Source organism: Maribacter luteocoastalis (assembly GCF_048890225.1).
In the GTDB taxonomy this organism is placed as follows: Bacteria; Bacteroidota; Bacteroidia; order Flavobacteriales; family Flavobacteriaceae; genus Maribacter; species Maribacter luteocoastalis.
Genome location: NZ_JBMFZG010000003.1, coordinates 298,861 through 322,585 on the forward strand (window position 1 = coordinate 298,861; position 23,725 = coordinate 322,585).

Genomic DNA, 23,725 nt, shown 5'->3' on the forward strand with positions numbered 1-23,725 from the left:
TAATATACCATTAAAAAGCACCCTTGGAATGGGTGCTTTTTTAGTTTAGATGCTATCAAGAATAATATCAACTATTTTAGTTGGTGTATGTTTTATGGATACGGTAATGGCATTTTTTGGTCGTTCTAAGGTGTTAAATTGAGATTGCAATAGGTCTTTTGGCATAAAATGGCCACTTCTTTGTGCCAATCTCTCACTTATTTCATCCATTGTACCGTCTAAAAAGACAAATTGGTAATTACCCTCTAAATTTTTGGTTAAAAGCGCTCTGTAGGCTTCTTTTAAGGCAGAACATATAATTACCGCTCCATTATGTCTATTGGCCAAAGCAAGCCTGTTTAAGGATTCTAACCAACCTTTTCTATCAGAATCATCGAGAGGTTTTCCACTAGACATTTTAGCTATGTTAGCAGGTGGGTGATAATCATCACCATCAAAAAATGGGAATCCCAACGCTTCTGCCAATAGCTTTCCAACGGTAGACTTGCCACTTCCTGAAACTCCCATAACATAAACTATATATGGTTTATTCATTGATATTGAATTTTATGAGCTTGTTAATTTTATCTGTAATATCTTCTAACGCATAATTTGCATTTATCCACATGGTTTCCTTGTTTTTTTTAAACCATGTTAATTGTCGTTTGGCAAATCGTCGTGTATTTTTTTTAATTTCGGAAATTGATATATCCAGGTCCCATTTTCCTTTTAGATATTCAAAAAGCTCTTTATAACCTACCGTTTGTAAGGCATTCAGCTCTTGATGTTCTTGCAGTTTTTGAACTTCTTCCAGCAGACCATTTTGCATCATAATATCTACCCTTGTATTGATATTATTGTAAATATGTTCCCTTTCGGCAGTTATTCCTATCGTGATTACCTTAAAGTTTCTGCTAGTTTTAGGTTGCCTTAAAAAACTTGAATAGGGTTTACCACTAGAAATACAAACTTCTAATGCACGAATTAATCGATGGGGATTTTGAATATCTATCATATTAAAATGGACCGGATCTAAAACCTTGAGTTGATTTTGGAGGATTTGAATCCCTTCTTCACTATATATTTTATTTAGTTTTTCCCTAACACCTTGTTTTATTTCTGGAAAATAATCAAGGCCATTGGTCACCGCATTCACATATAAACCGCTGCCACCTACCATTATTACAATCTCATTGCTCTTAAATAAGGTATCCAATTTGGCAATAGCTTCACGCTCAAAATCCCCAACGGTATAAGGTTCCATTATACTTTTATGTTGAATAAAATGATGTTTAGCAGCTTTTAGCTCATCTGCTGATGGTACTGCGGTCCCAATATCCATTTCCTTATAAAATTGTCTAGAATCAGCAGAAATAATTTCAGTGTCATAGTACTTGGCCAGTACTATGGCCAATTTTGTTTTACCAATTGCTGTAGGACCTACAACAGAAATAAGAATCTTATTCATTTAAGAAAGATCCACAATTAAAACAATGTTTGGCATCATCCCTATGACCTTCTTTTCCACATGACGGGCAGGCTTGTGTATTGACATGTACAAAATGTTCTATGCTTTCATCACCAGATCCTTTTTTTGCACGTTTCCCGAATTCCACAGTAACAATACCAGTAGGTACCGCAATAATACCATAACCAAGCAGCATTATCACGGTAGCAATAAATTGACCAATAGGTGTGATAGGCGCAATATCCCCGTAGCCAACAGTAGTCAATGTTACAATAGTCCAATAAATACTGGTTGGGATACTGGTAAATCCTGCCTCATCTCCCTCAATGATATACATTAATGTACCCAACATAACAGAAACGATAAGTACCGCAAAAAGAAAAACAGTAATTTTTGCACGACTAGCTTTAAGTGCTTTCCCTAACTGGGAAGCCTCTCCAAGAAACTGTACAAGTTTTAATATTCTAAAGACACGAAGCAAACGAAATGCCCTAACCGCTAATAAAACTTGCGAACCAGCTAATATGTATGATAGGTATAATGGTATTGTGGAAAGGAAATCTATAATTCCATAAAAACTAAAGATATACTTTAATGGTTTTTTTATGCATACTATTCTCGCGATATATTCAATAGTGAAAAAGATGGTAACAATCCATTCTAGGGTAAGTAAGATATCATGGTGATTTGCATCAAAACTTTTTACACTTTCCAACATAATCAGAATTACGCTGAAAATGATGATGATGATCAATAGGATATCAAATAGCTTCCCCTCACGTGTATCTGCTTCATAAATAATTTCATGAAGTTTATTTTTCCAATCTATTTTGGATTTTTCGTCTTTCAATGTTCTATTTTCAAAGGAATTGTCTTTAAGATGCGCTTTTTTCTTAAATAGGATTCAATAATATAATTAGCGTTTTCAGTTCCATTCATTGGCGTAATGAGCGATTCTAATATATGAATATTATTTATTTGATGATTTAAATCGTAGTAGCCGACACCGACTAAAGTGCCTTTCCTTATTAAAACAACACTGTTTTCCCCAATATCACGCCCTTTGTCTATCAATAATACATCTTTATTTTTTAAACTGTATTTGGATAAGGCCTCCTTTACACGGCTATTATAGGTTTCAGTTTCTTCTGCCTGGATACATGCACCATTACAATGGCCTTCTGTATATTTAGAACAATTGGTCCTAGCTTCGCTAAATCCGTTTATTTTATCACAGAGTACAAATTCTTTGGTGATTTTAAAAAGATGATTTTTTGCACTAAACTCACCATTAAATCGTCCCCATTTTTCGTTATCACTATTAAATGGTACAACAATTAACTCATCATAGCCCATCTGGTTCTTTGATTTCACCAAAGTGTGCGAGAACATTTTTTTTCGAGGTACCCTGTTAAATTTCGGTTTGTTTTTAATTAATTCTTGATACTCCTTAATATGCGCAACCAACTCACTACCAGTTTTTTCATAGGTTACTTTTCTAGTATCCTTAATCAACTTGCGTGAGCTACTTCCGCTTTTGGTAAATAATTGGTTAATCTTTTTTTTAATATCTGTACTTTTTGAAAGGTATATGATATCACCCTCTTTATTGTACATATAAAAAATGCCGGTTTCATTGGGCATGGCCCTAACAATATCCAACTGTTTTTCAGAAAGCTCACCATGTGTTTCCTTTCGGATAACATCCTGTACAATTTTCTTTTCAGAGTCTTTAGCAAGTAGCAACTTAAATAGTTTTACCGTTGCCAAAGCATCGCCATTTGCCCTATGTCTATCACTTACCGGAATGCCCAAAGAACGAACCAGTTTGCCTAAACTGTAGGATTCAGCTTCTGGTAAGAGCATTTTTGACAAATCCACTGTACATAAGGTCTTTCGTTCAAAGTTATAGCCCAAACGTCTAAATTCCGTTCTTAAAATACGGTAATCAAATTGGGCGTTGTGCGCTACAATAACACTATCATGGGTAATTTCGACTATACGTTTGGCCACCTCATGAAATTTGGGGGCCGTACGTAGCATTTTGTTATTGATACCCGTTAAGTTCACTACAAACGGTTGAATGTCCTTTTCAGGATTCACTAAACTTATAAAGGTATCCACTACCTTGTGGCCATCAAACTTGTGTATTGCAATCTCTGTGATGCCCTCCTCATTGTATTTGCCTCCTGTTGTCTCAATATCCAGTATTGCGTACATAAAATTTTTAGTAATTAAAGTAATTTAGACAGCGTTTGGTTACTGATAATTTCGTGCTCCAAAGATACTACTGCCCACACGTATCATGGTGCTTCCTTCTTCAATGGCAATTTTATAATCGCCACTCATACCCATTGATAAAATGTGTATTGACTCAAAATTCAATTTAAGATTTTTGAAGATGTTATTCAATTTATGAAACTCTTTTCTAATCTGCTCGGTATCTTCTGTAAAAGTGGCCATTCCCATTACGCCTTCAATTACTACATGGTTAAGTTCCTTAAATTCCGGATGGTTGATCATATCCAATAATTCGTCTTCATCAAAACCAAATTTAGTTTCCTCTTCGGCGATATGAACTTGTAATAAACAACAAATTTTACGCTCATTTTTTATTGCCTGCTTATTAATTTCCTTAAGTAACTTTAAACTATCCACTCCATGAATCAAGGATACAAAAGGGGCCATGTACTTCACTTTGTTTCGTTGGACATGTCCAATCATATGCCATTGAATATCTTTGGGCATTTCTTCCCATTTCTGGGTCATTTCCTGTATTTTGTTTTCCCCAAATATGCGTTGTCCCGCATCATACGCCTCCATAATGTCAGCAATAGGTTTGGTTTTAGAAACCGCAACCAAGGTAACATGGTCTGGTAAGGAGTTTTTTATTGACAAAAGATTATTGGCAATGGACATATTGATTTTTTTCGAATTTAAATTTTAGTATGCTATAATAGAAAGGCATCACCCTTTTATAAATTGAGCCGAAATTTTTTCTGCCTTTTTATTCCCTGAATAGTCATAAAAACCTTCACCTGATTTTACACCTAATTTACCAGCCATGACCATATTTACGAGAAGGGGGGAAGGGGCATATTTTGGATTCTTAAGACCATCGTACATTACATTCAAAATTGAAAGGCAAACATCTAAACCAATAAAGTCAGCCAATTGCAAAGGTCCCATAGGATGTGCCATACCTAATTTCATAACCGTATCTATTTCTAAAATACCGGCCACGCCATGATGAAGGGTCTCAATTGCTTCATTGATCATTGGCATTAATATTCTATTGGCAACAAAACCAGGATAATCATTAACCTCGGTTGGCGTCTTGTCCAATTGTTTTGATAACCCCATTATTGCAGTAGTAGTTTCATCAGATGTGCTATACCCCCTAATAATCTCTACCAATTTCATTATGGGAACCGGATTCATAAAATGCATACCTATAACCTTATCGGGTCTCTTGGTCGCTGAGGCAATTTGTGTTATAGATATAGAAGAAGTGTTGGTGGCTAAAATAGTTTTCTCAGCACAACAGGCCTCCAACTCTTTAAATATACCAAGTTTAATATCAATGTTTTCCGATGCCGCCTCAACTACCAAATCGACATTAGTAACGCCATCTTTAAGGCTGGTACAGGTAGAAATATTAGTTAAGGTATTAGCTTTTTCCTCTTCAGTACTAGTGCCCTTTGCTATCATTCTATCTAAATTTTTGGAAATGGTAGAAATTCCTTTTTCCAAAGCGTTAGAAGAAACATCGATTAAATTAACCTTGAAATCTTTTTGGGCAAATACATGGGCTATTCCGTTACCCATAGTACCAGCTCCTATTACCGCAATGGTCTTCATAGTGTATTCGCTTCAAATGCCTCAATAATACGCAAAGCTACTTGTAAAGCCTGTGTGCCTTGTTCCAATGTTACCACTGGTGTAGTATTATGGTTTATGGCATCAGCAAAAGCATCAAGCTCATCAAGGATGGCATTATTTTCTTCTATAGACGGATTCTCAAAATAAATTTGTTTTTTAATCCCTTCCGCATTCTGTAAGACCATATCAAAATCACCAGGAATTTCTGGTGCGTCCTTCATTTTAACGACCTCTACCTTCTTCTCCAAAAAATCTACAGAGATATAGGCATCTTTTTGAAAAAACCTAGATTTCCGCATGTTTTTCAAGGATATTCTACTAGCGGTTAAATTGGCTACACAGCCATTTTCAAATTCAAGTCGGGCATTGGCAATATCTGGAGATTGACTAATAACAGAAACACCACTGGCATTAATCTGTTTTACTTTGGAATTGACAACGCTCAAAATCGCATCTATATCATGAATCATTAAATCCAATACCACAGGAACGTCTGTTCCTCTAGGATTAAACTCCGCCAATCTATGCGTTTCTATGAACATAGGTTGTTGTATTTTATTTTTTACAGCTGTAAAAGCGGGGTTAAAACGTTCAACATGACCCACTTGCCCTTTTATATTATACGCCTTCGCTAGACTCACCAAGCTTTCAGCTTCCTCCAAAGTGTTGGTAATAGGTTTTTCAATAAAGACATGTTTGCGTTTTTCTATGGCCTTTTTAGCACATTCAAAATGTGAAAGTGTAGGGGTAACTATATCAACCACATCAACATTCTCAATAAGTTCATTGATGTTTTCAAAGTAGGTATACCCAAATTCATCAGCAACTTTTTTACCATTTATAATATCTGCATCATAAAATCCTATCAAATCATATTTTGGGGATTGATTAAGTAAGCGAAGATGTATTTTTCCTAAATGTCCTGCCCCTAAAACACCAACTTTTAGCATGCTTTTTTCTTTTCCCCAAAAATAAGCATACTTTATAAGTAAACAGGATTAGGCATTATAAATTAGATAAATTAATGTTCGTCTGAAAGAAACCTTCCTAGATAGAAGATCTTTATTAACTTTGGAATCCAAACCAACTACCATTGAAAGATACCTTAAAACATAAGGGAATGCGCAATAAACTGGCGCAGGTACTCATAGATAAAGGAATAAAAGAAAAAACAGTCCTCGATGCCATTAGGGAGGTGCCTAGGCATTTATTTATGGACAGTAGTTTTGAAGGACATGCCTATCAGGACAAGGCGTTTCCCATTGCGGCAAACCAAACCATTTCACAACCTTATACCGTAGCCTTCCAGACGGAGTTATTGGAACTTAAACCAAACTGTACCGTTTTGGAAATTGGCACGGGCAGTGGTTACCAAACTGCCGTCTTATTAAAATGCCGAGCAAAGGTGTTTACCATAGAACGCCAATTGGAACTGTTTAAAAAGACCAATATATTCTTTAAGAAAATGGGTTACAGACCAAAGAAATTTATTTTTGGCGATGGCTATAAAGGCTTGCCAGAAAATGCACCATTTGACCGAGTTATTGTTACCGCAGGTGCTCCGGAAGTCCCCAAAGCACTTTTGTCTCAACTAAAAGTTGGGGGAAGGCTTGTGATTCCTGTTGGCTTTGAGAATCAAATAATGACTTTGTACGTTCGTATATCCGAGAAAGAATTTGAAAAGAGTGAATTTGGCTCTTTCAAATTTGTTCCATTGTTGGAAAACAAGAACTAATTCTAATTGTTAAAGCTCTTTTTAATACGATCTAGGTTCCTTTTGTTGTCACGATCCTTCATGGTTTCTCGCTTATCATATAATTTTTTACCCTTTGCAAGCGCAATTTGCATTTTGGCCAAACCTCTATCATTTAGAAATAAGGTAAGTGGTACAATCGTCAATCCTGATGCTTTAACCTCTTTCTGTAATTTTTTTAACTCTCTTTTATTCAACAAAAGTTTACGTTCTGCTTTAGGTTTATGGTTAAAATGGGAAGCATGGGAGTACTCATCTATTTGCATATTTATAACAAATAGTTCCCCTTTTTCATTAAACTCACAGAAACTTTCTGAAATAGAGGCTTTGCCATATCTAATGGATTTTATCTCTGTGCCAGCTAGGACAATTCCTGCCGTAAATTTATCTAAAAGCTCATATTCAAACCGAGCTCTTTTATTTTTTATGTTGATATTCTTAAGCATCTAATACAAAGGTAAGAACAATTAGGCAATAGTATTTGTTCAGAATAAATTAACATATTAAAATTGTAATGTTTTAGATGTGATTACGAATAATGATAAAATAAGTTTTATGTATAGATTGCTTGTCTTGTTATGTGTTGTTTTAATTGTCTCTTGCAATGAAACAAAACCGAAAATTTCTGCTCAAGAAATCATAGATAAAAGTATAGAGGTAAGCGGAGGACATAAGTATAAGGGAAGCAAAATTACTTTTGATTTTCGAGAAATTCAATATACATCAGAATCAGATGGTAATAGACATATTTTAAGTAGAATTATTAAGCAGGATTCCTTAATTATTAAAGACGTAATATCACCTAATGGTTTTCAACGATTTGTTAATGATAGCTTGGTGCAATTAGCAGATACCACCGCAAATAAATATGCAAACTCGGTAAATTCTGTCCACTATTTTTCACGCTTGCCTTATGGACTTAATGATCGGGCCGTTAAAAAAAAGTATTTGGGAAAGACGATTATCAAAAATCAAGAATATTATAAAATTGAAATCACCTTTCAAGAAGTAGGTGGTGGTGATGATTTTGATGATGTGTATATTTATTGGTTTAACACCAGCACATTTAAACCCGATTACTTAGCGTATGAGTTTCATGTAAATGATGGGGGAAAACGATTTCGGGAAGCTTATAATGAGCGATATGTTAATGGAATCCGATTCGTAGACTACGCCAATTTTAAACCGCTTGAAAAAGGGGCAAGTATCTATGATATGGATAAGCTTTTTCAGAATAAAGAACTGGAACTTTTGTCTAAAATAGAATTAAGGAACGTAGTGGTTAATCAGGGCAATTACAATTAAATTTTAGTTTACTTACGGTACTACTATTTCCGGTAAGCTGCACAATAAATAAAATACCATTTTCACTGTCATCTATTTGACTGTATTTTTCCTCACCAATTAATTTGTTTACCATATCTGGTGTGCTGTTGCTATGACCTACAACAAGTACCTTTTTGTTTAAGTTTTCTGCCTTAAACTGTTCTATTTCAAAAGCCCTAGGGTCGTAATATTGGACATCTATATTTTTTTTGATTGATGTAGGTGCGGCTGTCATTGAAGTACGGTTGTAATCTGTAGAATAAATGGCATCCAAGTCTACCTCATCCAATATTTCCGCCCAATGCATGGCGCGCCCTAAACCTTTTTGGTTTAATTCGGGATCTGCATCTTCCGGGTTGCTTCTATCTTTTTCCGCATGTCTAATTAAGTAGAATGTTGAGCTGTCTGGAGCGGTTTCAATAGGCGTCTCATTTTTACATGACCATGTAATGGCAAAGAAGCACAGTGCTAAAATCTTTAATGATTTCATTTATATTGTGATTGTTTAATCATAATTAAAACTAAAATTAGTGGAAATTAGTGCGCTTAGAACACTATTTTTTGTTTTTTTGTATATGAAAAATTTTTGTGGGGCACTTCTTATTGGTTTTGTGGTTTTTGGTTTGAAGGCGCAAGAGGCAGTTTTGCCAAGTGATTTTAGACAGCATAACCTTACGGAATATAATTCTAGTTTATTAAATCCTGCATATGCATTAGGGCTCAATAACCCATCTTCCCTAGCTTTTTGGAGTAGATGGCAATGGCAGACCTTTGATGCGGATCCAACCACTTTATTCCTGAACTACACGGGAAGGTTAAATGAATCTTCGGTTGTAGGTGTTGGTTTTTTTCAGCATAATACAGGTTCATTTTTAAATACTGGTGGGGCGATTAATTATGCCTACAATATTGTTCTTGGCCCAAAAGCTTCATTAGGGGTGGGTCTTAATGTATTTGCTTTTAAACAAAAATTGGCAGATACAAGGTTTTTTCAGCCCAACCTAATTCAAACAGAGCCTACCAATGACTTTGTTCTGCAAATGGCACCCGGCATAAATGTTAGGATAGATAGATTTAGTATAGGTTTTGCCTCAGAAAATCTTTTCGATTACAATTTTAGTACCAATGAAAGGAATACTAGCCCAGAAGATCGTGTAGTTTTTGGTGCTGCTAGTTATGATGTTCCAATTTCTCTATTAAGTTCGGATAATGCCTCTGTTTTAAGACCAACCATTTATTTTAAGTCTATTCCAGGATTAGATACACAAATAGGTCTCAATACTTTGTTGAGCACAAATAAATATTGGACGCAATTGGGTTATAATAGTTTTTATGGAATCTCAGGAGGTGTAGGAGGCAGATTCTTTAAACGATTTTCTTTTGGAGCTATAGTAGAATTTGGCACTGGTTCTGACCTTAAAGGCCAAGATCCCACTTTTGAACTGGTTACGTCCTATAAGCTGGGAACAATTGGTGATGCAGAGGAAGAAATGCCTAAAGAAGAGTTGATTGCAGAGGTAGAGGAGGAAATGAAAATTGAAGAAGTTGAATTGACCAGGGCTGAGCGATTGGCAATACGTGAAGCCGAGAAGGAAGAAGTGCGTTTGGCCAAAATTAATCTTAAAAGAGAAAAAGATTCCATTACAGAAGCTAATAAACTTGCAGAAATAGCACAAAAGGAAGAGCTATTGGATGCTAAACGTAAGGCAGAGGCATTAAAAATAGAAAGGGAAAAACAAGCACTTGCCAAAACAGAGGAAAGTAAACAGCGGCAAATGCAAGATTCGTTAAATGCGGTTAAGAAGGCTAGGGAAGATGCTTTGGCCATAGCATTACAAAAAGAAAAAGATTCTATTGCAGGGGCTAAATTGGCCGAAAAAGAAGCTGCAGAAAAACAGGCGGAACTAGAGCGTCTGGCACAAAGGAAGGAAGTGGTAACACCACAAGCTGGGGAGAAATATGAAGAAGTAACCAAGCAGGGCTCTCTTGAACCAGGTTACTATCTTATAGCAAATGTATTCGGGACAAAACGCTATTTTGAAGCCTTTATGGCCGACCTTAAGAAAAAAGGACTTTCACCAGGTTCATTTTACCGGGATTTGAACAAATACAATTATGTTTATTTGGCCAGATATAATTCCATTAATGAAGCAAGGACAGCTAGGGACTCTAGGTTTAATGGCAAATACACGGAAAAAACTTGGATATTTAGGGTTGTTGGGGAATAGCCTAAACCTGTTTCAATACATCCGAAAAAAGGTATGAAGTTATTTTGTGGCTTTAAAGGGCTTTATACAAGCTCTTTTTTCACCAATAATTCTAGGTAGGCTATGGTGTTGAGTAGGTATTTACGATCTTTCATGATAGATGCCATGGCAATAGCACCTTGAATCATGGTAAATAATTGCTTAGCAAACTGAAGCGGCGTAACCGGCAATTTAATCTCACCCTTATTAATACCATTTTCTAAAACCAAAGCAATTTTCCCTTCAATATCCTTAATTGCTTCCTTAGAAGCAGCAGCCAATAGTTTGTTGTTATGTTGGGCATCCATTCCAACATTTAAAATAGGACAGCCACCCATGCTAAGGGTGAAAATGTCATACTTTTTATAGAAATCCATGAGGCGACCTAGTTTTTCTAAAGTTGTACCAGGGCTTTCCAATACTTCATCTAAGGCCTTCAATAATATTTTTGAATTATATTCAAAAGCGGAAAGAGCCAAGGCCTCTTTGTTTTCAAAATTACCGTATAAAGCACCTTTGGTCAATCCCGTGGCTTCGGTAAGATCACTCATGCTCGTGCCTATATAACCATGTTTGTTAAAAACTGGAGCAACAGTTTCAATGATGAAGGCTGCGGTTCGTTCGGCTTTGGTAGACATTCACGTCGGTTTTATGCGAATATAAAAAAATCTATACTGTATGGTATATATTGTTTATAAAAAAAACGCCCTTAATAATTATTAAGGGCGTTAAATGTAGTATTCATGTTTTAAACCACCAAATCGCTTTGATTTCTGAATACCAGTTCACTGTCAAATGCATCAAGAAGAACTACACTGTCCGATTTAATTTCGCCACTCAATAGTGCTTTGGACATATTGTTTAATACTTCTTTTTGGATTGTACGTTTTACTGGCCTAGCACCAAATTGCGGGTCATACCCTTTCTCAGCTAAGAAATCTATAGCTTCTTCGGTAGCATCTAAAACAATATTTTGTTTGTTTAAAACTTTCTTCAAACCTTCCAATTGTAGTTTTACAATTTCACGGATATTTTCTTGGTTTAAAGGTGTAAACATGATAATGTCATCAATTCTATTTAAGAATTCCGGCCTAATGGTTTTATGTAAAAGACCTAGGACTTCAACTCTTGCCGATTCAGAAGCGCTATAGATATCCTTCGTATTTTCAAATTTTTCTTGAATAATATGGCTACCCATGTTGCTCGTCATGATGATTATCGTATTCTTAAAATCTGCCACGCGGCCTTTATTATCTGTTAGCCTGCCTTCATCAAGCACCTGTAACAAAATATTGAAGGTATCTGGATGTGCTTTTTCTATCTCATCTAAAAGTACAACAGAGTAGGGGCGTCTTCTAACTGCTTCAGTAAGCTGTCCGCCTTCATCATAACCTACATATCCTGGAGGAGCACCAACTAGCCTACTAACCGAATGTCTTTCTTGATATTCGCTCATATCTATTCTAGTCATTGCATTCTCATCATCAAATAAATAAGAGGCCAGTGTTTTCGCAAGTTCTGTTTTACCAACCCCAGTTGTACCCAGGAATAGGAAGGAGCCAATTGGTTTTTTCATGTCCTGTAATCCCGCCCTACTTCTTCTAATGGCATCGGAAACTGCTTGTATGGCCTCTTCTTGACCAACCACCCTTCGGTGAAGCACTTCTTCTAGCTTCAATAGTTTTTCCCTTTCGCTTTGTAGCATTTTGGTGACAGGTATTCCAGTCCATTTTGCGACTACTTCTGCAATATCCTCACTAGTCACCTCTTCCTTTATTAAGGTGCCCGCATCTTGTTGCTGTGAAAGTTCTTCTTGGAGTTTTACCAAATTTTCTTGGGCCTCTTTTATTTTGCCATACCTAATTTCGGCTACTTTTCCATAATCCCCATTTCTTTCTGCACGCTCTGCCTCAGCCTTGTAATTCTCAATATCGAGCTTTGTTTTTTGGATATTGTCCACCACTGATTTTTCGCTTTCCCATTTTGCGTAAATTTCATTTCTTTCTTCTTTTACATTGGCCAATTCTAAATTTAGCGTTTGTAATTTAGATTTGTCATTCTCTCGTTTAATGGCTTCAATCTCAATTTCCAACTGCATTATTTTTCTGTCCAAGACATCTAGTTCCTCTGGCTTGGAATTTATTTCCATACGCAGTTTAGAGGCAGCCTCATCCATTAAGTCTATAGCCTTATCTGGTAAAAACCTATTTGTAATATATCGTTGTGAAAGTTCCACTGCAGCAATTACCGCCTCGTCTTTAATACGAACCTTGTGGTGGGTTTCATACTTTTCCTTAATTCCCCTTAATATAGAAATTGCACTTTCTGTATCAGGTTGATCAACTATTATTTTTTGAAAACGACGTTCCAGCGCTTTATCTTTCTCAAAGTATTTCTGATATTCATCAAGGGTTGTTGCTCCAATGGCCCTTAGTTCCCCTCTTGCTAATGCAGGTTTTAAAATATTGGCAGCATCCATTGCACCTTGGCCGCCACCGGCTCCAACAAGGGTATGGATTTCATCAATAAATAAAATGATGTTGCCATCTGCACTTGTAACCTCTTTAATGACCGCCTTTAATCGTTCCTCAAATTCGCCTTTATATTTTGCACCGGCAATTAAAGCCCCCATATCTAAGGAGTAAATTGTTTTGTCCTTAAGGTTTTCTGGAATATCTCCTTGTACAATACGATGCGCTAAGCCTTCTGCAATTGCAGTTTTACCTACACCTGGTTCACCTACCAGCATAGGATTATTTTTAGTTCTTCTGGATAATATCTGTAAAACACGCCTAATTTCCTCATCCCTACCTATAACGGGGTCTAATTTTCCCTTATCGGCCAGGTCGTTAAGATTTTTGGCATATTTATCCAACGAGTTGTAAGTTTCTTCGGCACTTTGTGATGTAACATTACCACCTTTTCGTAATTCCGTAATTGCAGCATTGATATTTTTTTCGGTAATGCCTTGATCCTTGAGGATTTGGGAAATTTTGCTTTTAGACTTAAATACCGCCAAAAATAAATGTTCAATTGAAACAAATTCATCGTTCATTTGTTTGGCAATGATACTCGCCTCGTTCAAGGTTTTACCGGCTTCCCTAGAAAACATGATATCACCACCCTCAACTTTGGGATAACTGTTCAATTCCTTTTCTAAGATTTGTTGAATTAAACCATAATTAATCCCCAATTTCTTAATGATAAAGGGAATTACGTTTTCATCTACTTCATTGATGGCCTTAAAAAGATGTTCGTTCTCAATTTGTTGATGTCCCAATGATTGGGCGATGAGTTGGGCCTGCTGTATGGCCTCTTGCGATTTTATAGTGAAATTATTAATGTTCATATGTTCTAATTTTTAGTTTTGAATACTACTTTTGCAGATGAAATGACAATAATCTTACCAACTAGGTTCTAACGACAAAATGTCATTAAACCGCCTGGTAAGCAAGACATTACGTCATATTGATGTCTAAAATATTAAAATTGAAAGTATGGGGATTTTTAGTGGATTGTTTGGTAATAAAAATGTCGGGGAAATAGATGACAAAAGTAGTGTTCCATGGAAAACATTGGAATTTATGGAACAACTTCAAGAAATTGAAATGAATTCTAAAGAAAGGACACAAGTTGTATTTAAGCATTCTACCACTTGCGGTATTAGTAGAATGGTATTAAATAGGTTTAACTCGGGATATAACCTTGAAAATGGGTTAATGGACTTTTATTTTCTGGATTTACATGCGAATAGGGACATATCCAACGCAATAGCCAAAAAATTTGATGTTGTTCACCAATCACCACAATTATTGATTCTTAAGAATGGCGATGTAGTGGCACATGGATCTCACGGTGGAATCAACGAAATAAACTTAGGGGAGTATTTATAAAAAAGCTCCGATTTCTCGGAGCTCTATTTTAATTAAAACTTTGTCTTTTAAGAATATTTTTAAGATTGTTCTTTAGGTCTTCACCTGCGTCATAAACCATTTGCTCATTGGAAGGGAAAGGAACCCTTGCCAAGTTAAGTAACGATATTAAATCATTGTCCAATGCCCTTTTGTCGCCGTCATAATTTGCATATACATGTTCAAATACAAACTCGCTAGCCAATGGATATTGATTTATTTGTTGTTGTTTTCTTAAATCAGTGAAGTTGACCACTCCTGCGACTTGTGCGCTTTTAAATTGTGTAAATTGATAAAAGTCACATCTTACCGTTTTAAATTTATCTATTTTTATTTCATTACCTAGGCTGTCCTTGACAATGTTACCATTATTATCCTCAACATATTTATAACCATCTTTTATCTGTTTTTCTTTAATAATTTGCTTTTCATTGATTTGTTCAGGTGAAATATTGATAGCTTGAAAAGATACTTCCATTAAAAAGTCATACTCAAGATTTGGGAGTTTATTGGTATGATATTCTGTCCATAAATTATTGAGTCCATATGTGTTTAGGTTAAGGAGCTCATCCTCCAATCTTTGAGGAATTACTTTATCGGTATTATTGTTCATTTCAACAACCACATAATCCAAACCTTTTTGATAGGCTTCTTCCATTTTCAATTTTGCATCCTTAAAATTTGGATTTATGTCATCTAAATATTTAAGGTCTTGATATGCAGTTCTATAATCCATTTTATAGCTAGCATTTTCAAGCAAGGTTAAAGCGTTGTTGTACAGGTAATTGGAAAGTTCATTTTTTGCAGCCAAAATATCAGAATCGTAGTTCTTGAAATTAAATTGTGCCACCCTATTTTGATCATAAATCTCCAAAGGCAATAAAGGACGAATTTGTTGTTGAATGGTTTTTAGTCTGTTGTACGAATCATAAATTTCTTCGTAATTAGCAGCATTCCCTTCCTTTTTCAAAAATTTAATGTGTTGAAGTTCACGCTCTGTATTTTTTTCAAAACCTTCCTCCAAGAGCAATATATATGGCTGATTACTTTTTTTACTTTTATTTTCGGCAATATTGCTTACCGCTTTGTTAATGGCAGCTTGATAATTGCCAGTATTTAATGCTTCCTGGGTTTTTTTTACCCCACTACAGGAGAATAAGACTAGTAGTACACTAAAAAGTAGAATATTTTTCATGACTAAATTATTTTTGGTTTATGGTTGGTATGGCAATGGCCGTGCCACAATACATTTTACTAATAACGATTAAGGATGAAGAATAGTGTAAAACCGATAAAAAGTAGTTTTGCTGCCAGCAATAAATTAAAAAACAGGTTCTTTTAAATTTGTGAGTTATCAACTATTATTAATAAATATTTGACCAAAAGCTTCTTTTTTTTCACTTAAAACAATAGCTATTTGTATTTTTGCAGCTTATCATAATTAACAAAATAATGAAAAGGGATAATCGCATTTTTGAACTTATAGAATTGGAGAGGCAACGCCAGATTAATGGGATTGAGTTGATAGCTTCTGAAAATTTCACAAGTCCACAGGTTATGGAGGCTGCTGGTTCTGTGTTAACCAACAAATATGCTGAAGGTTATCCTGGCAAACGTTATTATGGTGGTTGTGAAGTGGTAGATCAAATAGAGCAATTGGCAATTGACAGGGCAAAGGAGCTTTTTGGCGCTGAATATGCCAATGTTCAACCTCATTCTGGGTCACAGGCAAACGCATCTGTTTATCACGCTTGTTTACAACCGGGAGATACTATTTTGGGATTTGATTTATCCCATGGTGGGCATTTAACCCATGGTTCACCGGTCAATTTTTCTGGTAGGTTGTACAACCCTGTTTTTTATGGTGTTGATGAGAAAACAGGAATGTTGGATTATAATAAAATACAGGAAATTGCTACAAAAGAACAACCAAAATTAATTATTGCCGGTGCCTCTGCTTATTCAAGAGATATTGACTTTAAAAGGTTTAGGGAAATAGCGGATAGTGTAAATGCCTTGTTATTGGCAGACATATCACACCCTGCTGGTATGATTGCGAAAGGAATCTTGAGTGATCCAATTCCACATTGCCATATTGTAACCACGACAACCCATAAAACCTTGAGAGGTCCTCGTGGAGGTTTGATCTTGATGGGTAAGGATTTTGACAATCCTTTTGGAATAACACTTAAAAATGGTAAGTTAAGAAAGATGTCCGCTCTGTTGGATTTGGCTGTGTTTCCAGGAAATCAAGGTGGCCCATTAGAGCATATTATAGCTGCCAAGGCAATTGCATTTGGTGAAGCATTAACAGATGAGTTTAAGCAATATATGCTTCAAGTAAAGAAAAATGCAGATGCTATGGCCAATGCATTCGTATCCCGTGATTATAATATTATTTCTGGCGGTACAGATAACCATATGATGCTTATTGATCTTCGCAACAAAAACATATCCGGTAAAGATGCTGAAAAAGCGTTGGTTTTAGCAGATATAACTGCTAACAAGAACATGGTGCCTTTTGATGATAAATCGCCATTTGTAACCTCTGGAATACGTTTTGGTACGGCTGCAATCACTACTAGGGGATTATTGGAAGAAGATATGGAAACCATTGTAGGTCTTATAGACCAAGTAATTACCAATCCAGAGGACGATGCTGTAATTGCAGGTGTAAAATCAAAGGTAAATGCAATGATGCAGACAAGGCCTATTTTTAATGATTTGTTGGTGAAGGCTTAAAAATAGCTAATCTTCATCGGTCATATAAAAATCTAAATCGGCAGGGATATATTTATGGTTTTCCAAATCATAGATCATAGCATCTTCTTTGGATTCAAAATAAACACCCCAAAATTTATAATAGCTAGATACTTCAGGTTCGGAAGATTCCCCAAAAGGTTCTGGCTCTTGTAAACTATCCTCATCAACGGAGACGAAAATCTCATAAGGTTTTTCTGTAAGACCCATGGTAAGGAAGATATAGTGTTTCCCTAATTGTTTTAGAATATGGTTTAATTCATGAACTATACTTCTATTGTTTATTTTTTTAATTACAATATTGGTATCCTTTAGCGTAAGGGTCAGTTCTTCAATATCTATCTCAATATGATTCTGACAAGTTAATTCCGTATAACTTGATTTTAAAGGAGAGGTATTGGCTTCATCACTTCCCCAGATTCCTTTATTGAATTGAGCCAATAATTCTAACAAGGTAATTGGACAATGCAGGTCTAGTCCCATTTCAAATGTTAATGGACTAGTACTACAATTACGTAATTTAATCTCTGAGAAATAATGAAATTCGAGTGATTTCAAAAATATTTCAATTCCACTTATTTCTGAATAAGCATTAGTAAGGTGCTTTGTGTTAAAATTCAAAAACATACTTAATTCCTTGTTTTAGTTGATGAATCTAAAGATAGGATTTAAGTAAATTCCTAATTACTAGGAAAACCATAGAATTTTGGAGGGAATAGTGGTTTTTTTAGGTAAAAAGCTCTTAAAATTGATTTTTGTTAAGTAAAAGCCAACTTGTTTAAAAATTAATTATAAAAAACCTCTTTTTTTGGCTTCTTCGATTAAGGCCAAATCATTTCCATTTTTGACTCCAAAAATCGACTTTAACTGTCTTTTTCTAGCTTCAACCGTTGTGTTTGCCGACGCAATTAATGGAGCAATATCCCTGGTATTGACACCTCTGGACAAATGGTATAATATTTTCTGGTCTTGATCATCTATCACAATGTTACTAGACATTCTACGTCGCATGGCAGCTAAAGCACTAGCGGTATAGTATGGAGGGTTTCGCATAATTGTTTCAACCATTGCTTTTAAGGATAGCTCGTCGATTTCTGACTTAACCATATAACCATCGGGGTTAACAGTCTTAAAAATATTATTTATCCGATAGTTGTCACTGAAGGAAGACATAAAAACAACCTTGGAGTTTGGGACTAGCTCCCTTGCTAAAAGTCCAAGATCTACACCGGTTCTAGGGTCTTTTGATTGTGATGGAAACAATTGAATGTCCAATAGTATAATATCGTATGGCAAGCTTCTGGCAGATAATTCTATTTTTTCTTTGCCTTTATCATAACTTTTAGCTATTTCTACCTTAACAGTAAATTCTTCGAATTCAGAATCTTCCAAGATATATTTATAGCCTAAAGTTGTCATCTCGTGATCATCTACTGCTAAAATCCTTACCGTATCCATAATTTCTCTTCCAAGATTATTTTAATTAAACGCCCTGAAGTCTTTCTTTAGTATCATCCGTTATATTGGAATTGAATTGTAAAGGTATTGTCATTACAATTTTAGTTCCTTTATTAGGTTCGGTTTCTATCTTCCAAGTTCCATTTAACTTATCAATTCTAGAACTAAGGTTGCGTATTCCTATACCTTTACGCTCTTTCTCCAAAACAAAGCCCTTGCCATCATCACTGGTTGTCACTACCAATGTATCTTCATGACACTCAAAATTAAGAAAGAAATTTTGGCATTCGGCATGTTTTATGGCATTTTGTAAAGTTTCTTGGATTATTCTATAAATATTGATCTTTATTTCTCCGTTTAAATGATCCCAATCCTCGTCTTCGTTAAAGGTGAAAACGGTATTAATATCCGAATTTGATTTAGCTGATGATAATAATGATTCAATAGAATTCACAAAATTATTTAATTTCTGATAGGCACTATGACTAAGCTCATGTGATATGGAGCGGACTTCATGCTCAACATTTTTTAATGCGATAATAGCCTGGGAACGTTCTAAAATGGCTTGTTCGTCCGATTTTTTGTTTAAGCCCGTCAAGACCATTCTTGCTCCCAGCATTTTTCCTAAAACACCATCGTGTAATTCCTCTGAAATTCTTTTTTGTTCCAATCTTTTAACTTCATCTACCTTTTGTTTCTGGGCCAACATCAAATTAAAAATTTCTTGGTTATTCGCCTGTTGCTGTTGTTGGAAGAGTAACTTCTGGTTTTTGGCCCTTTGGTTAATTATGACATAAACTGATATTCCAAGCATAAAAAAAACAATGGAAATACCCGTCCACATTTGTTTTTGCTTGGATAAGACAGCCTTCTCTTCTGTTAACTCTTCGTTTTCTGCAATAAACTCATCTGTCTCAAAACGGATTCGGGCAAATTTGTTTCTTATTTTACGTTCCTCACTTTGTAAGCTATCATTAAGCATTATATACTCATTGGCATAAAGCGATGCATTTTTATTATCTAATTTTGTTAAGAGTGCAAGGGATTCCAAAAAGCGTTCATTATTGCTACTTTCCCTTGCAAGTCTAGATGATATATTTATATTTTTTATGGCAGCAGCGGTATCTTTTCTGTATAAATGATACTCTGCCATGGTGAAATAAGAGGAAGCCAGGCTTTGTGTATCACCTAAACTATCTTTTAAGGTAATTGATTTTTCTATTAATGCCGGTGTTCCTAAAGTATCATTAGATTTAATTTTGGATAAGGCTAAGTTATTTAGGGCTTTGGCATAAAGAATAGGGTCTTTGATTTGTAAACTATCCGTTGCCAGCACTTCGTTGAAATTTTTAATAGCCTGCTTATAATCGCCTTTACTTAAATAGGCAGTTCCCAAATTATTTATATTACTGGTTACCAATGCTTTAGGATTGTTCATTTTATTTATATAGAAAAATGCCTGGTCGTAATATTGTAGTGCCCTATCATATTCACCTAAAGCAATTGAAAGTATGGCTAGATTATCATAGCATTGATAGAGCTGTTTGTATTTGTTTAATGGTTTTAAACGTTCAATAGCTAGAATAGTCGTGGTTTCACTACCAATATAATCCCGTACTTTGTTTTGTACCAAGGCCATATTGTATAACATTCTACCAGAATAAAAAGCATTACCTTGTTTTTCGTAAATTTTTTGGGCTTCGGAATAGCTGTAATAGGCGCTATCTAAATTAGTTTGCCTGTTATAAAAAGATGCCCTATCCCAATAGGCCTCAGCCAAGACTGCGGAATCCTTTACTTTTTTGGCAAGAACTATTGTTTCTGTATTGATTTCTCTAAATAAGGATGCCTCATTAAATCTTAAAAACATAAAGGAAAGCTTTGAAAAATGCTTTGTTTTTAAGGAGTCATTGCTTGTGTTTTTAGCGTATGAAATGGCTTTTTTTAATAGCAACAATTGTTCGTCGCCATTTAGTAAAGCATTTTTACTGGCATCAATGTAGAATGAGACACTATCTTGCTCTTTAAAATTATTGGTAGAATTTACAGGGATAGATTGAGCAAAAGAAAAACTACTCCAAATAAGGAATAGAAAATAAAAATTAAGCCAATTTATTTTTTCTGTCATTGCCTACAAGATAATAAAAAAGCCCTGGGCAATTTTGCCCAGGGCTCACTAAATATTATGGGATAAATTTATGCGGTAGGATCTTCTCTTTCATCGGCTTTCTGGTCACAATTATCACAGGCAAGCATAGTACTCAAATCTTGCATAAAGTCAAACTCGTTGGCAGTGTTTTCAACTACATAAGTTGTTAATCCTAGGGCCATTAATGCTACTGCGAAAATACTTGCTGCTTTTTTCATATTATTTGTTTTTTTAGTTAGGGATTTTTTATTACACTACTAAGGTAATATCCTTACACAGCTAAAAACAGCATTTTTGCCAGCACTTAGTGAATGGTGCCGGTCTGTGAGTATTTGGTTAGATTTTGAGAGAATTTGATTAATTAAGGGAGGAAACGGAGTTTTTGGACAATGTTTTTTTTAATTGGTCCATTTTATCCTTATATGATTTAGAAAAAGGAAGTTGTTTGTCCCCTTGGTTTAGGGCACAAATAGATTTGCCAAAATTAATACGTGAGATATAATCGGTATTTACGATATAACTTTGGTGAATGCGCACAAAATTTTTAGGGAGCTGATTTTCAAAAGTTTTTAAAGTCTTAAATGCATTATTGACGGTGCCGTCTTTCATGAAGAATTCTGTGGTATTGTTATCTGCCTGTAGATATAGAATATCTGCAGTGTTTAGATACTGAAAATCATTATAAGATTTTAAGCACAAAGTCTGTGGTTCCTTTTCTTTGGGTGCTTTCTTTTTAAGTTTTAATATGGATTTTCGAATATCAAATTCGTTAAATGGCAATAGCCAATAATCAAAAAAACCGTTTTTAATGGCATCATATGCATATTCCTTGGTCTTGGATATACCGATGAACATGGGAATGGTATTCATGTATTGATGTAATTCTATTACAATTTGAAAAAGGGATGCCGCCTGCTTATTTAGATTTATAAATACAATATCAGGTGAGAACTTCAATATACTATTAAGTCCATCATTAGCAGTATGGTTTTCACTGACACAATTAAAATCACCATACTCCTCTAACAACGTGCGCAATTGCAAGTTAGAGATAGCATCAGAGTCGATTATGGTATAATTGTATTCCAAGGCAATAGTGTTCTATGGCAAGTTACTAATTGACACAAAAAAAGATGACTAGGAAAACCTTATAAAAATGGAGGATATAGTGATATTATGTTTGCAAGTGCTTGATTTGAAAGAAAATACATCACAAAAAGAACGATATAAGTTACTCTTCTCTTGATGTTGCCTGAAAAGCACCTAAATCTGGGACTGTAGTTCTATTCTTTCCCAATATATCAAGAGGTACTTCTTGTGCGAATTCTAATAATCCTGAATTAATGACCTCTGATTCTAAACCTATCATAAAATTGTTTTTTGTAGGACGAAAATAGTCCATAGAACTATTTAGGAATATGTTTGAATATCTAGCATTTGTTTCAAAAGCATAAAGCGGGGAATCTTGACCTGAATTTTCACCTATTTTTATCATACAATTTTGGAACATAAAATCAAACTCATTCTCTCCATTGTCCAATAGTGAAAGTTCTTGAAGGCCATTGCCATCAATAATACAATTTTTAAAGTTTGCGACAACTAGATCATTTGCTTCGTTCTCACCTATAAATTTAGAGGAGTTACTAATTTTTAAAGCGGCTTGCGTCCTAAAACCATGGTTCCAATAATTAGCAATTGTACAATGGGTAAAGTTATAGATACCACCATTATAAGCATGTAAGGACGATTTGCCCGCACCGCCTAAAACAACGTTTTCGGCGCGAATGTGAGTGTCATTTGCCTCAATATTATTGTTGGCACTATTATATATTTGGCTGTTTTTTATAGTAATGGTAGGGGTAGACAAAGATTCAAGCCCTTCCACATAAATACCGGTTCCGGCATTTTTAATGGTTAAATATTCAATCTGATTGTTAATACTGCCTTTGGTAATCCATATTCCGCCCCATTGACCAGGAAGATCACTGTAAGAAGGTTCCAGTCTATCACCTTCAAAAATGACCTCTTTCTCCAACAAAGTATTATTTTCACTTAGGTTCCCATTAATAATCAATCTACCTCCTTTGTTTACCAAAATACCTGAATCTTGGTGAAAATGTACTCTAGTTCCACTATCAATAATTAATGTTTGGGAACTGTCAATAACAGCATATCCATAAATGACATACGGTCGTATATTGGTGAAATTTAGTTGTTCGGTTGTTAAACCAAAGCTATCTACTATACTAGCATTGCCTTCTTCATCTTTTCCTAATATAAGTTGTTTGTTATTTCCATTTTCATTTTTGCCTGGATATAGGAAAATGGCATCTTTGGCCAATGTCACCAATTCAACCTTTTGCTGGTTGGTATCCGTATCAAAAACTATGGCATCTGTATATATAAAAGCAATAGGGTCTGTCTCTGTGGTAGTAATGGTGGTTTCAATAAAAATAAAGAGGCTATCCTTTGCATATAAAGGAACATTTTTGAATAATTTTCCAGGAACCCCATCAACATTAAGTCTATAAAAACTTTCTTCACCATTTCTTAATTGAATTGATGGTATCATAATGTCATCCCTTGTAGTGTTATATACCTTTAATATATATGTGCTGCTACCTATGGAACTAAACACAGTATCCAAAAAAACGGTATCCTTGGAAAAGGTTAGATTGCCCGCGCTGGTTGCATATTCAAAATCTTTTCTGCAGGAACTTCCCCAAAGAATAAATAAAAGAATAGCTAATATGGACAATAAATTGAAACGCACCTTTTCTTTTTACATGTTAA

At 35.1% G+C, this 23,725-nt stretch carries 23 protein-coding genes; 5 read left to right on the plus strand and 18 right to left on the minus strand.

Going from position 1 to position 23,725, the window contains the following annotated elements:
* Positions 1–45 precede the first annotated feature (45 nt).
* From ACOCEA_RS08580 to ACOCEA_RS08610, 7 genes are read right to left on the minus strand one after another with little or no spacing between them, the layout of a single operon-like run.
* Entirely contained in the window at positions 46–534 is a 489-nt protein-coding gene (locus tag ACOCEA_RS08580; protein WP_420755816.1) for a gluconokinase, read from the minus strand.
* Positions 527–1,447 (minus strand): tRNA (adenosine(37)-N6)-dimethylallyltransferase MiaA, encoded by a 921-nt coding sequence (miaA, locus tag ACOCEA_RS08585; protein ID WP_420755817.1) that lies wholly within the window; start codon positions 1,445–1,447, stop codon positions 527–529. The genes ACOCEA_RS08580 and miaA overlap by 8 nt, the downstream gene beginning before the upstream one ends.
* Complete coding sequence (locus tag ACOCEA_RS08590) at positions 1,440–2,297, minus strand: ion transporter (protein WP_420755818.1); 858 nt, start codon at positions 2,295–2,297, stop codon at positions 1,440–1,442. Before ACOCEA_RS08590 ends, miaA begins: the two co-directional genes overlap by 8 nt.
* Positions 2,294–3,667 (minus strand): exonuclease domain-containing protein, encoded by a 1,374-nt coding sequence (locus tag ACOCEA_RS08595; RefSeq protein WP_420755819.1) that lies wholly within the window; start codon positions 3,665–3,667, stop codon positions 2,294–2,296. The genes ACOCEA_RS08590 and ACOCEA_RS08595 overlap by 4 nt, the downstream gene beginning before the upstream one ends.
* 39 nt (positions 3,668–3,706) lie before the next feature.
* Entirely contained in the window at positions 3,707–4,366 is a 660-nt protein-coding gene (locus tag ACOCEA_RS08600; RefSeq protein ID WP_420755820.1) for a YggS family pyridoxal phosphate-dependent enzyme, read from the minus strand.
* Positions 4,367–4,414: 48 nt separating this feature from the next.
* On the minus strand, positions 4,415–5,308 hold the full coding sequence (locus ACOCEA_RS08605; RefSeq protein WP_420755821.1) for a 3-hydroxyacyl-CoA dehydrogenase family protein: 894 nt from the start codon (positions 5,306–5,308) through the stop codon (positions 4,415–4,417).
* Positions 5,305–6,279 carry a Gfo/Idh/MocA family protein gene (locus ACOCEA_RS08610; protein WP_420755822.1) on the minus strand — a complete coding sequence of 325 codons (975 nt, stop codon included), beginning with the start codon at positions 6,277–6,279 and terminating at the stop codon, positions 5,305–5,307. Before ACOCEA_RS08610 ends, ACOCEA_RS08605 begins: the two co-directional genes overlap by 4 nt.
* A gap of 143 nt (positions 6,280–6,422) precedes the next feature.
* On the opposite strand from ACOCEA_RS08610, the gene ACOCEA_RS08615 reads away from it, so the two are divergent.
* Entirely contained in the window at positions 6,423–7,064 is a 642-nt protein-coding gene (locus ACOCEA_RS08615) for a protein-L-isoaspartate(D-aspartate) O-methyltransferase (protein WP_420755823.1), read from the plus strand.
* A gap of 2 nt (positions 7,065–7,066) precedes the next feature.
* On the opposite strand, the gene smpB is transcribed toward ACOCEA_RS08615, so the two are convergent.
* Entirely contained in the window at positions 7,067–7,528 is a 462-nt protein-coding gene (gene smpB / locus ACOCEA_RS08620) for an SsrA-binding protein SmpB (protein ID WP_420755824.1), read from the minus strand.
* Positions 7,529–7,637: 109 nt separating this feature from the next.
* Here smpB and ACOCEA_RS08625 point away from each other — a divergent pair, with 109 nt between their 5' ends.
* Positions 7,638–8,387, plus strand: a complete 750-nt coding sequence (locus ACOCEA_RS08625; RefSeq protein ID WP_420755825.1) for a DUF6503 family protein — start codon at positions 7,638–7,640, stop codon at positions 8,385–8,387.
* Here the strand turns inward: ACOCEA_RS08625 and ACOCEA_RS08630 are convergent.
* Complete coding sequence (locus ACOCEA_RS08630) at positions 8,365–8,898, minus strand: SixA phosphatase family protein (RefSeq protein WP_420755826.1); 534 nt, start codon at positions 8,896–8,898, stop codon at positions 8,365–8,367. The genes ACOCEA_RS08625 and ACOCEA_RS08630 overlap by 23 nt on opposite strands.
* A gap of 85 nt (positions 8,899–8,983) precedes the next feature.
* On the opposite strand from ACOCEA_RS08630, the gene ACOCEA_RS08635 reads away from it, so the two are divergent.
* Positions 8,984–10,636, plus strand: a complete 1,653-nt coding sequence (locus tag ACOCEA_RS08635) for a PorP/SprF family type IX secretion system membrane protein (protein WP_420755827.1) — start codon at positions 8,984–8,986, stop codon at positions 10,634–10,636.
* A 62-nt stretch (positions 10,637–10,698) separates the two neighbouring features.
* On the opposite strand, the gene ACOCEA_RS08640 is transcribed toward ACOCEA_RS08635, so the two are convergent.
* Together ACOCEA_RS08640 and clpB are read right to left on the minus strand one after the other, a co-directional pair.
* Positions 10,699–11,292, minus strand: coding sequence for a TetR/AcrR family transcriptional regulator (locus ACOCEA_RS08640; RefSeq protein ID WP_420755828.1), 594 nt, complete (start codon positions 11,290–11,292; stop codon positions 10,699–10,701).
* 110 nt (positions 11,293–11,402) lie between these two features.
* Positions 11,403–14,003, minus strand: a complete 2,601-nt coding sequence (gene clpB / locus ACOCEA_RS08645) for an ATP-dependent chaperone ClpB (RefSeq protein WP_420755829.1) — start codon at positions 14,001–14,003, stop codon at positions 11,403–11,405.
* 148 nt (positions 14,004–14,151) lie between these two features.
* Between clpB and ytxJ the strand changes: the two genes are divergently transcribed.
* Positions 14,152–14,547, plus strand: coding sequence for a bacillithiol system redox-active protein YtxJ (ytxJ, locus tag ACOCEA_RS08650; protein ID WP_420755830.1), 396 nt, complete (start codon positions 14,152–14,154; stop codon positions 14,545–14,547).
* Positions 14,548–14,575: 28 nt separating this feature from the next.
* On the opposite strand, the gene ACOCEA_RS08655 is transcribed toward ytxJ, so the two are convergent.
* Positions 14,576–15,760: a hypothetical protein gene (locus ACOCEA_RS08655; protein ID WP_420755831.1), complete on the minus strand. Its 1,185-nt coding sequence runs from the start codon at positions 15,758–15,760 to the stop codon at positions 14,576–14,578.
* A gap of 257 nt (positions 15,761–16,017) precedes the next feature.
* Here ACOCEA_RS08655 and glyA point away from each other — a divergent pair, with 257 nt between their 5' ends.
* On the plus strand, positions 16,018–17,307 hold the full coding sequence (glyA, locus tag ACOCEA_RS08660) for a serine hydroxymethyltransferase (protein WP_420755832.1): 1,290 nt from the start codon (positions 16,018–16,020) through the stop codon (positions 17,305–17,307).
* Positions 17,308–17,313: 6 nt separating this feature from the next.
* On the opposite strand, the gene ACOCEA_RS08665 is transcribed toward glyA, so the two are convergent.
* The 6 genes from ACOCEA_RS08665 to ACOCEA_RS08690 all read right to left on the minus strand — a co-directional run bounded on the left by ACOCEA_RS08665 (position 17,314) and on the right by ACOCEA_RS08690 (position 23,705).
* Complete coding sequence (locus tag ACOCEA_RS08665) at positions 17,314–17,808, minus strand: hypothetical protein (protein WP_420755833.1); 495 nt, start codon at positions 17,806–17,808, stop codon at positions 17,314–17,316.
* Positions 17,809–18,114: 306 nt separating this feature from the next.
* Complete coding sequence (locus ACOCEA_RS08670) at positions 18,115–18,783, minus strand: response regulator (RefSeq protein ID WP_420755834.1); 669 nt, start codon at positions 18,781–18,783, stop codon at positions 18,115–18,117.
* A 25-nt stretch (positions 18,784–18,808) separates the two neighbouring features.
* The gene (locus ACOCEA_RS08675) at positions 18,809–20,911 is read right to left on the minus strand and encodes a tetratricopeptide repeat-containing sensor histidine kinase (RefSeq protein ID WP_420755835.1); all 2,103 of its coding nucleotides are present in this window, start codon (positions 20,909–20,911) and stop codon (positions 18,809–18,811) included.
* Between the two features lie 68 nt (positions 20,912–20,979).
* Positions 20,980–21,150, minus strand: a complete 171-nt coding sequence (locus tag ACOCEA_RS08680) for a hypothetical protein (protein WP_420755836.1) — start codon at positions 21,148–21,150, stop codon at positions 20,980–20,982.
* Positions 21,151–21,289: 139 nt separating this feature from the next.
* Entirely contained in the window at positions 21,290–22,021 is a 732-nt protein-coding gene (locus ACOCEA_RS08685) for a LytR/AlgR family response regulator transcription factor (protein WP_420755837.1), read from the minus strand.
* Positions 22,022–22,163: 142 nt separating this feature from the next.
* A complete protein-coding gene (locus tag ACOCEA_RS08690) occupies positions 22,164–23,705 on the minus strand; it encodes a hypothetical protein (protein WP_420755838.1) in 1,542 nt (513 codons plus the stop codon).
* Positions 23,706–23,725: the final 20 nt, after the last annotated feature.

Excerpts from the sequence above, each read along its gene's own strand:
- ACOCEA_RS08580 (WP_420755816.1), bottom strand. The coding sequence starts at position 534 with ATGAATAAACCATATATAGTTTATGTTATGGGAGTTTCAGGAAGTGGC.
- smpB (WP_420755824.1), bottom strand. The coding sequence starts at position 7,528 with ATGCTTAAGAATATCAACATAAAAAATAAAAGAGCTCGGTTTGAATAT.
- ACOCEA_RS08680 (WP_420755836.1), bottom strand. The coding sequence starts at position 21,150 with ATGAAAAAAGCAGCAAGTATTTTCGCAGTAGCATTAATGGCCCTAGGA.
- ACOCEA_RS08610 (WP_420755822.1), bottom strand. The coding sequence starts at position 6,279 with ATGCTAAAAGTTGGTGTTTTAGGGGCAGGACATTTAGGAAAAATACAT.
- miaA (WP_420755817.1), bottom strand. The coding sequence starts at position 1,447 with ATGAATAAGATTCTTATTTCTGTTGTAGGTCCTACAGCAATTGGTAAA.
- ACOCEA_RS08670 (WP_420755834.1), bottom strand. The coding sequence starts at position 18,783 with ATGGATACGGTAAGGATTTTAGCAGTAGATGATCACGAGATGACAACT.
- glyA (WP_420755832.1), top strand. The coding sequence starts at position 16,018 with ATGAAAAGGGATAATCGCATTTTTGAACTTATAGAATTGGAGAGGCAA.
- ACOCEA_RS08675 (WP_420755835.1), bottom strand. The coding sequence starts at position 20,911 with ATGACAGAAAAAATAAATTGGCTTAATTTTTATTTTCTATTCCTTATT.
- ACOCEA_RS08605 (WP_420755821.1), bottom strand. The coding sequence starts at position 5,308 with ATGAAGACCATTGCGGTAATAGGAGCTGGTACTATGGGTAACGGAATA.
- ACOCEA_RS08665 (WP_420755833.1), bottom strand. The coding sequence starts at position 17,808 with ATGGGACTAGACCTGCATTGTCCAATTACCTTGTTAGAATTATTGGCT.
- ACOCEA_RS08625 (WP_420755825.1), top strand. The coding sequence starts at position 7,638 with ATGTATAGATTGCTTGTCTTGTTATGTGTTGTTTTAATTGTCTCTTGC.
- ACOCEA_RS08600 (WP_420755820.1), bottom strand. The coding sequence starts at position 4,366 with ATGTCCATTGCCAATAATCTTTTGTCAATAAAAAACTCCTTACCAGAC.
- ACOCEA_RS08640 (WP_420755828.1), bottom strand. The coding sequence starts at position 11,292 with ATGTCTACCAAAGCCGAACGAACCGCAGCCTTCATCATTGAAACTGTT.
- ACOCEA_RS08635 (WP_420755827.1), top strand. The coding sequence starts at position 8,984 with ATGAAAAATTTTTGTGGGGCACTTCTTATTGGTTTTGTGGTTTTTGGT.
- ACOCEA_RS08630 (WP_420755826.1), bottom strand. The coding sequence starts at position 8,898 with ATGAAATCATTAAAGATTTTAGCACTGTGCTTCTTTGCCATTACATGG.
- ytxJ (WP_420755830.1), top strand. The coding sequence starts at position 14,152 with ATGGGGATTTTTAGTGGATTGTTTGGTAATAAAAATGTCGGGGAAATA.
- ACOCEA_RS08655 (WP_420755831.1), bottom strand. The coding sequence starts at position 15,760 with ATGAAAAATATTCTACTTTTTAGTGTACTACTAGTCTTATTCTCCTGT.
- clpB (WP_420755829.1), bottom strand. The coding sequence starts at position 14,003 with ATGAACATTAATAATTTCACTATAAAATCGCAAGAGGCCATACAGCAG.
- ACOCEA_RS08595 (WP_420755819.1), bottom strand. The coding sequence starts at position 3,667 with ATGTACGCAATACTGGATATTGAGACAACAGGAGGCAAATACAATGAG.